7 protein-coding genes are annotated in these 14,904 nt (G+C 39.6%); all 7 read left to right on the plus strand.

Annotation, left to right across the window (positions count from 1 at the left end; all coding sequences use genetic code 11):
* The first annotated feature begins 380 nt into the window (after positions 1 to 380).
* The 7 genes from PN457_RS01830 to PN457_RS01860 all read left to right on the plus strand — a co-directional run bounded on the left by PN457_RS01830 (position 381) and on the right by PN457_RS01860 (position 14,895).
* Positions 381 to 3,779 (plus strand): helicase-related protein, encoded by a 3,399-nt coding sequence (locus PN457_RS01830; RefSeq protein ID WP_271730926.1) that lies wholly within the window; start codon positions 381 to 383, stop codon positions 3,777 to 3,779.
* Between the two features lie 140 nt (positions 3,780 to 3,919).
* Positions 3,920 to 7,873: an Eco57I restriction-modification methylase domain-containing protein gene (locus PN457_RS01835; RefSeq protein ID WP_271730927.1), complete on the plus strand. Its 3,954-nt coding sequence runs from the start codon at positions 3,920 to 3,922 to the stop codon at positions 7,871 to 7,873.
* A gap of 435 nt (positions 7,874 to 8,308) precedes the next feature.
* Complete coding sequence (gene gloA / locus PN457_RS01840; RefSeq protein ID WP_271730929.1) at positions 8,309 to 8,704, plus strand: lactoylglutathione lyase; 396 nt, start codon at positions 8,309 to 8,311, stop codon at positions 8,702 to 8,704.
* Between the two features lie 287 nt (positions 8,705 to 8,991).
* Entirely contained in the window at positions 8,992 to 11,658 is a 2,667-nt protein-coding gene (gene clpB, locus PN457_RS01845) for an ATP-dependent chaperone ClpB (RefSeq protein WP_271730930.1), read from the plus strand.
* Between the two features lie 193 nt (positions 11,659 to 11,851).
* Complete coding sequence (htpG, locus tag PN457_RS01850) at positions 11,852 to 13,801, plus strand: molecular chaperone HtpG (protein WP_271730932.1); 1,950 nt, start codon at positions 11,852 to 11,854, stop codon at positions 13,799 to 13,801.
* A gap of 68 nt (positions 13,802 to 13,869) precedes the next feature.
* Positions 13,870 to 14,106, plus strand: a complete 237-nt coding sequence (rpmB, locus tag PN457_RS01855) for a 50S ribosomal protein L28 (protein WP_271730934.1) — start codon at positions 13,870 to 13,872, stop codon at positions 14,104 to 14,106.
* 147 nt (positions 14,107 to 14,253) lie between these two features.
* The gene (locus PN457_RS01860; protein ID WP_271730935.1) at positions 14,254 to 14,895 is read left to right on the plus strand and encodes a TIGR04282 family arsenosugar biosynthesis glycosyltransferase; all 642 of its coding nucleotides are present in this window, start codon (positions 14,254 to 14,256) and stop codon (positions 14,893 to 14,895) included.
* Positions 14,896 to 14,904 lie beyond the last annotated feature (9 nt).

Consider the following 14,904-nt stretch of genomic DNA (forward strand, 5'->3'; position numbering starts at 1 on the left):
CACTATTCCCTATCCCCTATCCCCTATTCCCTATTCCCTACTCACTATTCCCTACTCACTATTCCCTGTTCCCTGTTCCCTGTTCCCTGTTCCCTTAAAACCATAATGATGATGTCCTAACCAATATGTCCGTTGCTATAAAACCCAATACTAATGTACTTTCATTTAGCGATCTGCTTGCAGATCGCCTGTGCCAGTTGCGTCAGTCCTATTAATAACTTATTTTTATATTAAAAACTTATATAAAAATAACTACATAAAATCGTTTTTTTGTTAAAATAAATAATAATATTTATCTGAGTTAATCTAAGTCAAACAAAAGGTAAAAAAGATTTTAGTAGCAAAAATTAGGTCAATTTAATAATTGATAAAAATAAATTATGCCGCGCATATTTGACAACATAGAATTACAATTATTGCCCATATTAAGAGATACACTTAAAGTCTCCTATAGAGCAGATTTTTGTGTGGGCTATTTTAATCTGAGAGGTTGGCGAAAAATAGATGATTTAATTGAACAATATATTGGTGGAGAACGCGCTTGTTGTCGGTTACTAATAGGAATGCAAGCTTTACCCAGTGATGAATTCCATGCTGCATTTACCCTTGGTACTGGTGAAGGAAAAATTGATAATAGTGCTATTGTTCGCTTCAAAAAACGCATGGCCTCTGAATTTCGCCAACAGTTAACTATTGGTGCGCCTACCAATGAAGATGAAACAGGGTTAAGGCGATTAAGTCACCAACTGAAAACAAAAAAATTAATTATTAAACTGTTTTTGCGCCACCCTCTCCACGCCAAACTATATCTTGTCCATCGCCAAGACCCGAACACACCCACAGTAGGATTTTTAGGTAGCAGTAACCTCACACTTCCTGGTTTGGCAAAGCAAGGAGAATTAAACGTTGACATTTTAGATCATGATGCTTGTAATAAACTCCAAAAATGGTTTGACGACCGTTGGAAAGATTACGGTTGTATAGATATCTCCCAAGAATTAGGGCAAATTATTGATGAAAGTTGGGCAAGATCAGAATTAATTCCTCCTTATCATATCTACCTCAAGATTGCTTATCATCTATCCCATGAAGCTATCGCCGGAATTTCCGAATTTCGCATTCCCCGTGAATTTAATAACTTGTTTGAATTCCAAAAAGCAGCAGTACAATTAGCAGCACGTCATGTTACCAGACGTGGGGGTGTACTGGTTGGGGATGTAGTTGGTTTAGGGAAAACCTTAGTAGGAACTGCCCTAGGGAAAATATTACAAGAAGATTGTTATTTAGAGACCCTGATTATTTGTCCTAAAAACTTAGTAGAAATGTGGCAAGAATATGTAGATAAATATCGGCTGTATGCTAAGGTAATGCCAATTAGTAAAGTCCAGAATCAATTACCAGAACTACGCCGATACCGCGTTGTATTAATTGATGAAAGTCATAATTTACGTAACCGGGAAGGAAAACGTTATCGAGCAATTGCCGAATATATCGCTGCTAATGAAAGTAAATGTATTCTCTTATCTGCTACTCCCTACAATAAAACTTATTTAGACCTTTCTTCCCAATTGCGGCTATTTGTCCCAGAAGACGAAAATTTGGGATTTAGACCAGAAGCTTTAATTAATGAACTAGGAGGCGGAACTAGAGGAGAATTAGAGTTTATTAAAAAGCATCAATGTTCTGTACGTTCCTTAGCAGCATTTGAAAAAAGCGAACATCCTGATGATTGGCGAGAATTGATGAAACGCTACATGGTACGTCGGACTCGTTCATTTATTAAAGAAAATTATGCCCATGTTGACGAAGCTGGACGTAAATATTTAAAATTTGCAGATGGCAGTCGTTCTTTTTTCCCAGACCGCATACCTCGTACCATTAAATTCACCTTAGAAAATGCCAATTCTGACCCATACTCTCAACTTTATTCGGCATCAATAGTCGAAGTAATTAATCAACTTAATCTACCCCGCTATGGACTGGGTAATTACATTAATTCCAAACATAAACAACCACCGACAGAATCAGAACAACGCCAACTAAATAGTTTATTTCGCGGTGGGAGAAGGTTGATGGGTTTTTCCCGTACCAACTTATTTAAACGCTTAGAAAGTAGCGGTATTGCTTTTGTTCAATCAATTGAACGCCATATTTTACGTAACTTTATTTATTTATATGCAATAGAACAGGGGTTAGATATTCCTATTGGTACTCAGGATGCTGAACTATTAGATACTAGGAATAACGATGAAGATACAGATTCAGTTGCAGCAACTTTATTTGATACCGAAACAGAAGAAGATGATTCTAGTAACGATATTCCACAAGAAGAACAGGAAAATACAACTGTCACAGAAAAGAGTTTTTCTCAAAAAGCAGAATCAATTTACCAAGAATATACATCCAAATATAAAAAGCGATTTAAGTGGCTACGTTCTACATTATTTGACGTTAAAAGATTGAAACGAGATTTATTAGCAGATGCCAAATCTTTAATAAAAATATTACAGGAACTTGGACAATGGCAACTTCAGACAGATACAAAACTTGCAGCCCTAGTTAACCTTTTAACCAAAACTCACCCTCATGAAAAAGTTCTAATCTTCACACAATTTGCAGATACAGTTCATTATCTAACTGAGAATTTGCCAACTTGGAATATTACTAATGTGGCTGGAGTAACAGGACAATCTAAACATCCAACAGAAATTACCAGCAGATTTAGTCCTGTGAGTAATGGTAAACGAGAACAGATATCATCAAAACAAGAACTGCGCGTTTTAATTGCCACTGATATTCTCAGCGAAGGTCATAACTTACAAGATTGTGCAATTATTGTCAATTGGGATTTACCTTGGGCAATTATCCGTTTAATTCAAAGGGCTGGACGGGTAGACAGAATTGGACAAAATGCCGAAAAAATTCTCTGTTATTCCTTTTTACCAGCAGAGGGAGTAGAACGGATTATTAATTTACGGGGGAGACTTCGCCAAAGATTACAAGAAAATGCCGAAGTTGTAGGAACAGATGAAGCATTTTTTGAAGATGACGATACTCAAGTAATTCTTGATTTATATAATGAAAAATCGGGAATTTTAGATGGGGAAGAAGATGCAGAAGTAGATTTAACCTCAGAAGCATTTCAAATTTGGAAAAAAGCCACTGATAATAACCCAGCTTTGAAAAAGATAATTGAAGAAATGCCAAGTGTGGTTTATTCCACCCGCGCTCATACTCCCCAACCTGTGCAACCAGAAGGCGTACTACTGTACATGAAAACCACCGATGGTAATGATTCCTTAATTTATGTTGACAGGGAAGGTAACAGCGTTACTCAATCCCAATTGGGAGTGCTGAGGGCGGCGGCCTGTGCAGAATCTACACCAGCTATACCTAAAAATCAGCAGCACCATGAATTAGTGAAAAAGGGTGCGGAATTAATTGCCCAAGAAGAAAAAAATGCTGGTGGTCAGTTGGGAAGACCTTCTGGTGCAAGATTCCGTACCTATGAACGACTCAAAAGTTATGCACAGGAGATGAAAGGTACACTTTTTGTCACAGATGAACTGCTGAAAGCTATTGATGATATTTACCGTTATCCCTTGCGACAGTCAGCAATTGATACTCTCAATCGGCAACTACGAAGCGGTATCAGTAATCAGCAGTTGGCGGACTTAGTGGTAGCACTGCGAATGGACGAACGCTTGTGTATTGTCAGTGAAGAAGTAGAGAAGCGAGAACCCCAAATTATTTGTTCATTGGGATTGTTTCAAGCGTAACAGATGTAAATTAATCTTCACTTTTTTTAACGTGACATATATTACACCTATTGCGTATAATTAAAAACTAATGATGCTAGTCACCATCAAAGTATTTGGGGACTATGGCTGGTTCATGCAGTTTCTTTATCTTAAATAATATGTCCATTGACTTCACCTCAAGCCGCGAACTGCTGCAAAATTTTAATTTTCAGGACTTATTCATCCAACAACTAGGGTGGGAGTCTCCAGGACGAGAAAAACCTGTGGTGATGGAAGTTGATGGCGAAAATTACACCCGTAGTAAAATAGCAGAATTAGCGGGGGCAGTTGTATTTGAAATTACCTCTGATTCTGGTCAAATACCTAATAGTCAGACCCTTGAGGCAATTTATAGAGAAATCGCTGAATTACATTTAGAAAATTTGTTAATTTTTATTGATAGTGAGCGCACTCAATCATTATGGTATTGGGTGAAGAGAGAAGGAAATAAAATTTATCCCCGCAACCATGTTTATACTAAAAGTCAAGCCGGTGATTTACTCTTAGGTAAAATTAGTGCTTTGCGAGTTCCCATTGAGGAATTAGAAAATATTACAGTTATTGATATTGCAGAACGGTTACAAAGAGGTTTCGATGTTGAACGAGTAACCAAGAAATTTTTCAATGAATTTCAACAACAACATACTACTTTTTTAAGTTTAATTAAGGGGATTGATAATGAAGCAGATAGGCGTTGGTATACCTCGGTTTTACTGAACCGCTTAATGCTTGTCTATTTTCTCCAACGCAAGGGATTTATTAAGGGGTTTGCAGATGATGTTGATAATACTCTCTATTTGCAAAATCAATTACAAAAAAGTCAAGCAAGAGGTGAAAATTTATTTTTTCAAGAATTTTTAAACGCTTTGTTCTTTGAAGGGTTTGCGAAACCTGAAGAACAACGTCTTGAACCCGCTAAAGCATTAATTGGTGATGTTAAATATTTGAATGGTGGATTATTTTTAAAGCATAAAATTGAGCAAGAATACAATAATATTTCTATCCCGGATTCGGCTTTTGAAAATGTATTGAATTTATTTGCTAAATTCTCTTGGAATTTGGATGATACACTAGGAGGTAATGATAATGAAATTAATCCCTATGTATTAGGTTATATTTTTGAAAAGTATATTAACCAAAAAGCTTTCGGTGCTTACTATACCCGTCCGGAAATTACCTCTTATTTATGCGACAGAACCATCAATAAACTCATTCTCGACCAGGTAAACCAATTAGCAGCACCCCGCAAGTTTGACAGTATTAATGATTTAATTACCAAACTAGATAGTAATTTATGTCAACGGTTACTTTATGATATTTTACCAAATCTTTCTTTATTAGATCCGGCTTGTGGTTCTGGTGCATTTTTGATTGCGGCACTGCAAACACTGATTTACATTTATTCTAGTGTAATTGCCATGATTGAAATTAGAATTAAAGATCCGAGTCTTAAACAGCGTCTAGATAAAGACAGAGCCGCACATATTTCTCTACAATATTATATTAAAAAGCAAATTATCACTAATAATCTTTACGGCGTTGACATCATGCCGGAAGCGGTAGAAATTGCCAAACTGCGGTTATTTTTAGAATTGGTTGCTTCTGCTCATACTGTGGATGAATTAGAACCATTACCTAATATTGATTTTAATATTATGGCAGGTAATTCTTTAATTGGTTTGATGCAGATAAATGAAGCAGATTATGATTCTTCTCGTCGGGGACAGTTGGATTTATTCAGTAAGACTTACAGTCAGTTATTAGAAGAAAAAAATCGCCTGATTTCTGCTTATCGTCATGCTAGTAGTTATAGTGAAGATTTACAAGCATTACGTCAAGATATTGATGCTAAAAAAGCAGAAGCACAAAATAATTTGAATGATATTTTGTTGCAAGAGTTTAAAAAATTAAGAATTAAATACGAGGAAGTACAATTAAATGGTAAATCACAAAAACGGGATTTAACACTGGCTGATATTGAAGCTTTTCAACCTTTTCATTGGGGTTACGAGTTTGATGAAATTTTACAAAAGAATAAAAAAGGTTTCGATGCAATTATCACAAACCCACCTTGGGAAATATTTAAGCCTAATGCTAGAGAGTTTTTCCTTCAGCATAATGAATTAGTGAGAAAAACCAAAATGAATATTAAAGAGTTTGAGAAAGAACAAAAGAAACTTTTACAAACTCCTAAAATTGCTGAAGCTTGGTTACAATATCAGAGTGAATTTCCCCATGTCAGTGCTTACTATCGTTCAGCAGAACAGTATAAAAATCAGATTTCTGTTGTCAATGGTAAAAAGTCTGGTACAGATATTAACTTATATAAATTATTTGTAGAACAATGTTTTAACCTATTACGCAAAGGTGGGGAGTGTGGGATTATTATTCCCTCTGGTATTTACACAGATTTGGGTACTAAGCAACTCAGGGAAATGTTATTTACCCAAACTAAGATTGATGCAGTATTTGGACTGTCTAATGAAAGATTTATTTTTGAAGGTGTAGACCATCGCTTTAAATTCTGCTTATTAACTTTTGAAAAAGGAGGAGTGACAAATTCATTTAGGTCTGCATTTCGTATCGACCCACGAGAAGCTGTGCGAGTTAATGAAATTGAGCTATTTTTACAAAATCATGATGAACATATTCAAATTTCAGTGCCTTTAATTCGTAGATTATCACCTGATTCTCTTTCTGTGATGGAGTTTAAGAAAGAGGTAGATATTAATATTGCTGAAAAAATGCTCAAGTTTCCCTTACTTGGTGAAAAGATAAACGGTAAGTGGAATTTGCGGTTAACTCGTGAATTTGATATGACAAATGATAGCAAGTTATTTCAGCAGCAACCAGGGAAGGGGAAATTACCACTTTACGAAGGGAAAATGATTCATCAGTTTACTCACCTTTATGCTCAACCCAGGTATTGGGTAGATGAACAGAAAGGGAGGAAAGCGTTATTAGGCAAGAATGGGATTGATGAGGGTCAAGATTTAGATTATCAAACATATAGACTTGGTTTTCGTTCAGTAGCATCTAGTACAAATGAGCGTTCATTAATTTCAAGTATTGTACCTCAATCTGTATTTTGTGGTAACTCATTATTGGTGTCACAAATATATTCAGAAGATTATCAAGTTGCTATAAATAACCAAGAAATGTTATTTGGAATAACAATATTTAATAGTTTTGTGATTGATTATTGTTTACGCCAAAAAGTAACTACTAACCTGAATATGTTTTTTGTTTACCAACTACCAGTACCACGCTTAACAGAAGGAGACAAATACTTTAACGACATAGTAGAACGTACAGCCAAACTTATTTGTACCACACCAGAATTTGACGAACTCGCCCAAGAAGTAGGACTAGAATCTCATAAAAATGGCGTAACCAACGAAACAGAACGCGCCCAAATGCGTGCAGAACTAGATGGAATCATAGCCCATCTTTACGGTTTAACAGAAGCAGAATTTAGTTATATTCTCACCACATTCCCCATTGTTCCCGAACCAGTCAAACAAGCAGCATTAGCAGCTTATCGCACCTTTGCACCCCTGACTGGAGATGCAGAAATTATCGAATTAATTCAACAGGGAGAAGGGGCAAAAATCGAGTTCAAATCAACAGCCCGTTGGAATTTACGCGATAATAAACAAGATAAAGCAATGGAACATGAAATCGTTAAAACTGTTGCGGCATTTTTAAATGCAGATGGAGGTACATTATTAATTGGAGTAAATGACGACGGCGAACCCTTGGGCTTAACAAATGATTATCAAACATTGAGAAAACAAAATAACGACGGCTATATGCTGTTTTTAAATAATGATTTACTGTTAAGAGAAATAGGTAAAGATAGTGGTACACTCTTCCAAATTACCTTTCATCAAGTAAGTGGACAGGATGTATGTCGAGTAATTGTTAAACCTTCACCCAAACCTGTATATGTAAAAGTTAAAGATAATAGCGGTAGAGAAGAAGAGGTATTTTACCTTCGCAGTAATAACTCCAGCGTTAAACTTTCAACCAAAGAAGCTGTAGAATATAGTAAAAATCGGTTTGTCATCTAGTATGAAATTTACAGGGATAATGGCTACAACGTACCCTAGGCGATCGCGCCAGCGCTGCGGCACCGATCAGCTTATCCCCATACCTGAAGTCAGGGATCTTACGCCCCCCACAGATCCCCGACTTCTAGTTAAGTTATCCTAGATTATCTCTAATGATGTGAGAAGTCGGGGATCTTACTCTCCCCACAGATCCCCGACTTCTAGTTAAGTTATCCTAGATTATCTCTAATTATGTGAGAAGCAGTGTCGGGGTTGATTGCGCGATCGCTGCTGCACTGAGCAGATCCCATTGTCATCTAGTATCGAATTTACAGCGATAATGGCTACAACTTACCCTAGGCGATAGCGAAGCGCTGCTGCAAGCAGATCGCCTAAGGCAGTCTGGCTTCATAATAGAAGAATAAAATACAAGTCAGAATTAACAGTAAGGTGAATATGCGATTACTACACACAATGCTCAGAGTAGGTAACCTAGAAGAATCTTTGAAATTTTACTGCGAACTCCTGGGGATGAAATTGTTACGCCAAAAAGACTACCCCGGTGGGGAATTTACCTTGGCGTTTATCGGCTACGGCGATGAAAGCCAAAACACCGTGATAGAATTAACTTATAATTGGGGAGTAGAAAAGTACGACTTAGGTAACGCCTATGGTCACATCGCCTTGGGTGTAGATGATATTTATACCACTTGTGAGGCAATTAAAGAACAGGGTGGTAAGGTAACCCGGGAACCAGGACCGATGAAACACGGTTCTACAGTCATTGCTTTTGTAGAAGACCCAGATGGATATAAAATTGAACTAATTCAGATGGGAAGGGTCAGCACCTAGATAAGATAGTCTGTCAGGGATGGGCGGCTTTGGGTCTGACACTCATCGGCTACAATTGCTCAGGAAATTCCCCTCAATCTTCACCCCATGACAAGAGTTTTCTCCTAACTGTATGGGGTGCGGTGACTGGCAAAATCATGAAAATAATTGAGGATGACTAAACAAGATTTTCATCCTAGGCTAATTACAGAGGAGACGGCGAGAGCGTCAGAAACCTGCGCCCGACCGTCACCCAAAACTCATAGATTAAAACTTTTCTGAACCTACCCAATCTCAAATCCTTAAAGATGCAGCCTACAGATCCCAATAAATTTACTGATACAGCCTGGGAAGCGATTGTCAAATCTCAGGATATAGTGCGTGGATATCAACAACAACAATTAGAAGTAGAACATTTAATTATAGCCCTTTTACAAGAACCTACCAGTTTAGCTGTGCGGATATTCACCCGCGCTGAGGTTGATCCCCTGCGGTTACAACAGCAGTTAGAAGCTTTTACCAAGCGTCAACCCAAAGTTGGGAAAAATGATCAGCTTTATCTGGGGCGCTCTTTAGATATCTTACTAGATAAGGCAGAAGCAACCAGGCTAAGAATGGAGGATGGTTATATCTCAGTAGAACACATCATTTTGGCTTTTGCCGATGATGAACGGATTGGAAAACGGATTCTCAAAAGTTTTGACACAGATAGCGCTAAGTTAGGAACTCACATTAAAAGTGTTCGCGGTACCCAAAAGGTAACAGACCAAAACCCAGAATCTCGCTATGAAGCACTACAAAAATTTGGCAGAGATTTAACAGAACAAGCAAAAGCAGGAAAATTAGACCCGGTAATTGGGAGAGATGACGAAATTCGCCGGGTAATTCAGGTATTATCTCGCCGCAGTAAGAATAACCCCGTGCTGATTGGGGAACCAGGGGTGGGGAAAACTGCGATCGCCGAAGCTCTAGCACAGCGTATGGTTAATGGCGATGTCCCGGAATCTCTAAAAAATCGTCAATTGATTTCCTTAGATATTGGTAGTTTAATCGCCGGGGCGAAATTGCGGGGGGAATTTGAAGAACGCCTGAAAACAGTTCTCAAGGAAGTCACCGAGTCTAACGGTCAAATTGTCCTATTTATCGATGAACTACACACCGTTGTCGGTACTGGTTCCAATCAACAAGGAGCTATGGACGCGGGTAACTTACTCAAACCCATGTTAGCTCGGGGAGAATTACGCTGTATTGGAGCGACCACCTTAGATGAATACAGGAAATTTATTGAAAAAGACGCAGCTCTAGAACGCCGTTTTCAGCAGGTTGTCGTCGGTCAACCCAGTGTAGAAAATACCATTTCTATTCTCCGGGGGTTAAAGGAACGGTACGAAGTTCACCACAATGTCAAAATTTCTGACTCAGCTTTAGTCGCTGCTGCTACTTTGTCCGCCCGTTATATTGCTGACCGCTTTTTACCAGATAAGGCCATAGACTTGGTAGATGAAGCCGCGGCTCAGTTGAAAATGGAAATTACCTCTAAACCAGCGGAATTAGAAGCTATTGACCGCCGCTTGATGCAGTTGGAAATGGAAAAGCTATCTTTGGCGGGGGAAGAACGGGAAACCGCCCCAGCTAGGGAGCGCTTTGAGCGCATTGAACAAGAAATTGCCAGTTTGACGGTGAAACAGCAACAGTTTAATGAACAATGGCAAGGGGAAAAACAATTATTAGAGGCTATTAGTAGCTTAAAAAAAGAAGAGGACGCTTTGCGGGTGCAAATTGAACAGGCAGAAAGAGCCTATGATTTGAATAAAGCAGCCCAGTTAAAGTATGGTAAACTCGAAGGGGTGCAACGCGATCGCGAAGCTAAAGAAGCCCAACTATTAAAAATTCAAAGCCAAGGCTCTACATTATTGCGCGAACAAGTCACCGAAGCCGACATCGCCGAAATTGTCGCTAAGTGGACTGGTATACCGGTAAATCGCCTCTTAGCCTCGGAACGCCAAAAACTCCTAAAACTTGAACAACATTTACATCAACGGGTAATTGGACAGCAGGAAGCAGTCACCGCCGTATCCGCAGCCATTCGTCGCGCCCGTGCGGGAATGAAAGACCCCGGCCGTCCCATTGGTTCATTCCTGTTTATGGGACCCACAGGGGTAGGTAAAACTGAACTAGCGAGGGCTTTAGCGCAGTTTCTCTTTGATTCCGATGATGCTTTAGTCCGTTTGGATATGTCCGAGTATATGGAAAAACACTCCGTATCTCGCCTGGTAGGTGCGCCTCCAGGATATGTCGGTTATGAGGAAGGGGGTCAACTTTCCGAAGCTGTGCGCCGTCACCCCTATTCCGTGGTGCTACTAGATGAAGTCGAAAAAGCCCACACCGATGTATTTAATATATTGCTGCAAGTTTTAGATGATGGGAGAATTACTGACTCTCAGGGTAGAGTCGTAGATTTCCGAAATACCGTCATAGTCATGACTAGTAACATCGGTAGCGAATATATTTTAGATGTGTCTGGGGATGAGAGTAAGTATGAAATGATGCAAAAACGGGTCACAGATGCACTGCGATCGCACTTCCGCCCAGAATTTCTCAACCGGGTAGATGATATCATCCTCTTCCACCCCCTGAGCCGTGCAGAAATGCGCGACATCATCCGCATCCAACTAAAACGGGTAGAAAACCTCTTACAAGAGCAGAAAATCTCCTTTGACATATCCGCAGCCGCCTGTGATTATTTAGTAGAAGTAGGCTATGACCCAATTTACGGCGCACGTCCTTTAAAAAGAGCAATTCAGCGAGAAGTAGAAAACCCCCTAGCTACCAAATTACTAGAAAATACCTTCATCCCTGGAGACACTATTTACATCGATAAACAAGACCAGGGTTTAAGCTTTAGTAAAACAGTCCCCCTCAAAGTGACCATTTCACCCTCCACCCTCACAGTATTAGAGTCAAAAAGCCAGTAAAAAGCTCTGTTCTCCCCTAGGGTAGACCTAACTATCTCAGCCAAGATACGGAAATCCGAATCATACCATGGGGGGGAAACAATGCCCAAATTACGGTGCAATAGCCGGGACTATACCTTTAAAATTCTATAGGTAGGAATCTCTAAATCCTACTGACAGCTAAAATCAGATATTAACATCAAATTTACCAGTCATGCTCGAACAAGGCACCATCAGTATTCATACTGAAAATATTTTTCCCATTATCAAAAAGTCCCTGTACTCAGACCATCAAATCTTCTTCCGGGAATTAGTATCTAACGCCGTTGACGCCATCCAAAAGCTGAATATGGTATCCCGTGCTGGGGAATTTAGCGGCGATATCGGTGAACCAGAAATTCAAATTACCATTGATAAAGGTAAAAAAACCCTAGCCATCAGCGATAATGGCATTGGTATGACCGCCGAAGAAGTGAAGAAATATATCAATCAGGTGGCTTTCTCCAGTGCTGAAGAATTTATTCACAAGTATGAAGGTAAATCAGACCAACCGATAATTGGTCACTTCGGTTTGGGTTTTTACTCCTCCTTTATGGTGGCGCAAAAAGTAGAAATTGATACACTGTCCTATAAAGAAGGAGCCCAAGCTGTTCACTGGACCTGTGACGGTTCCCCAGCTTTTACTTTAGATGAGTCCACCCGCAGCACACGCGGTACTACTATTACTCTCACCCTCCAAGGAGAGGAAGAAGAATTTTTAGAAGCAGCACGAATTAGGAATCTTGTCAAGACTTATTGCGACTTCATGCCAGTACCGATTAAACTGGAAGGTGAAGTTTTGAATAGGCAAAAGGCACCTTGGCGGGAGTCTGCTCATAACCTCACTCAGGAAGATTATTTAGAATTTTATCGCTACTTGTACCCCTTTCAGGAAGAACCACTGTTATGGGTGCATTTGAATACTGATTACCCCTTTATTATTAACGGGATTTTGTATTTCCCTAAAATGCGCCCCGATGTGGATGTGACTAAAGGACAAATTAAGCTGTTCTGTAATCAAGTTTTTGTCAGCGATAACTGTGAAGAAATTATACCCCAGTTTCTTATGCCCATGCGGGGTGTAATTGATAGTACAGATATTCCTTTGAATGTCTCCCGCAGTGCATTACAAGGCGATCGCACAGTGCGCAAAATCGGCGACTATATAGCCAAGAAAGTAGGCGATCGCCTCAAAGAATTATACCGCGACAACCGCGACCAATACATCAACGCTTGGAAAGACCTCGGCACCTTTGTAAAATTCGGTGTTCTCAACGACGAGAAATTTAAAAAACAAATCGAAGACATCATCATCTTCCGCACCACAGCCAAACTGGAAGAAAAAGCCGAAACCCCCACATCAGAAGGGGATGCGTGGGAAACTACCACCTCAAACTCATCTGCTCTACCATACACAACCCTGAAAGAATACCTGGAACGTAACGAAGAACGCCATAAAAACCGCGTATTCTACAGCACCGATGAAACCAGTCAATCCGCATATATAGAACTTCACAAAAACCAAGGGTTAGAAGTCCTATTTATGGACTCATTCATCGACACCCACTTTATTAACTTCCTAGAACGGGAATACTCCGATGTGAAATTTACCCGGGTAGACTCCGACCTAGATAATACCCTGCTAGACCAAGACAAAACCGGGGAAATAGTTGACCCCAAAACCAACAAAACCAAGAGCGAGACCATTAAAGAACTCTTTGAAAAATCCCTCAACAAACCCAAGGTTAACATCCGCACCGAAGCCTTAAAATCAGAAGACCCCCAAGGAACACCACCCGCAATGGTACTCTTACCAGAAATTCTGCGTCGTATGCGGGAAATGAGCGCCATGATGCAACAACAAAATGTAGAATTCCCCGAAGACCATATTTTATTGGTGAATACCGCTCATCCTCTGATTCAAAACCTAGCAAATCTCAACCAAGGTAGTATTATTCAGGGAGATGGTCAATCATCTACAGAGCCATTAGTTACCATGATTTGTCAACACGTCTATGATTTAGCCCTCATGACTCAAAAAGGATTTGACCCCCAAGGAATGAAATCCTTTGTTGAACGCTCTAATGAAGTGCTGACTAAGCTGACAGAACAAGCCAGCAAATAGAAACACACGCCCTTTTGGGGACTACAATAGAAAGGTTGTATTCAAATAAAAACTTGGAGATAGTTGCTATGTCTCGTCGCTGCGAATTAACTGGTAAAAAAGCTAACAATGCCTTTGACATTTCTCACTCTCACCGCCGTACCAAACGCCTACAACACGCAAATCTACAAAATAAGCGTGTTTGGTGGGCCGGTGGTAATCGCTGGGTAAAAATGAAGCTCTCCACCAAAGCCATCAAAACCCTAGAAACCAAAGGCTTAGAAGCCATGGCTAAAGAAGCCGGAATTAATCTTAATCATTACTAAGCTGTGAAAAAAGGTATCAAGTACAAGATTTAATTTTTACTATTTACCTGAGAGAGAATACTTATACCCCCCAAGTGGGGGTTTTTTCAATTTGGGACAATCCCTAAATTATCAAGCTAATCAACGAATAATTACTTAATATAGAATGTGCTAAAATTTTTAGATATTCAGCAACAGCACTTAATTATTTTTACTCGCTACCCAGAACCAGGTAAGACCAAAACCCGACTTATACCTGCTTTGGGTGCTGTGGGTGCTGCCAATTTACAACGGCAGATGACAGAACATACAATACTTCAGGTGCAAGCACTACAAAAAACTACTCCTATATCCTGGGAAGTACGTTTCACCGGTGGTAACTTGCAACTGATGGCAGATTGGCTAGGATATGATTTACTCTACCATACCCAAGGAGAAGGAGATCTAGGCTCCCGCATGGGGCGATCGCTAACTGAGTCCTGGCAATCTGGCGCTCAAAAAGTAATTATTATTGGTGTAGATTGTCCCGGAATCAATGCTCACATTCTCACCCAAGCTTTTGAGCAGCTACACACCCATGACCTGGTATTGGGTCCGGCCATTGACGGCGGTTATTACTTGATTGGCTTGTGTCGTCCCTTCCCAGAATTATTGTTTAATATCCATTGGGGAACTTCTCAAGTCTTACAACAAACAATGAATATTGCTGAAAACCTGAAAATATCTGTTTCTTTCCTACCTCCTTTAGGTGATGTGGATCTTCCAGAGGATTTAGCGATTTGGCAACAATATTCAGGTAACTTTAAATAGGAAAATTAC

Origin of the sequence: Anabaenopsis arnoldii, from assembly GCF_028331025.1 — a bacterium.
In the GTDB taxonomy this organism is placed as follows: Bacteria; Cyanobacteriota; Cyanobacteriia; order Cyanobacteriales; family Nostocaceae; genus Anabaenopsis; species Anabaenopsis arnoldii.

Excerpts from the sequence above, each read along its gene's own strand:
- htpG (WP_271730932.1), top strand. The coding sequence starts at position 11,852 with ATGCTCGAACAAGGCACCATCAGTATTCATACTGAAAATATTTTTCCC.
- gloA (WP_271730929.1), top strand. The coding sequence starts at position 8,309 with ATGCGATTACTACACACAATGCTCAGAGTAGGTAACCTAGAAGAATCT.
- PN457_RS01835 (WP_271730927.1), top strand. The coding sequence starts at position 3,920 with ATGTCCATTGACTTCACCTCAAGCCGCGAACTGCTGCAAAATTTTAAT.
- clpB (WP_271730930.1), top strand. The coding sequence starts at position 8,992 with ATGCAGCCTACAGATCCCAATAAATTTACTGATACAGCCTGGGAAGCG.
- rpmB (WP_271730934.1), top strand. The coding sequence starts at position 13,870 with ATGTCTCGTCGCTGCGAATTAACTGGTAAAAAAGCTAACAATGCCTTT.
- PN457_RS01830 (WP_271730926.1), top strand. The coding sequence starts at position 381 with ATGCCGCGCATATTTGACAACATAGAATTACAATTATTGCCCATATTA.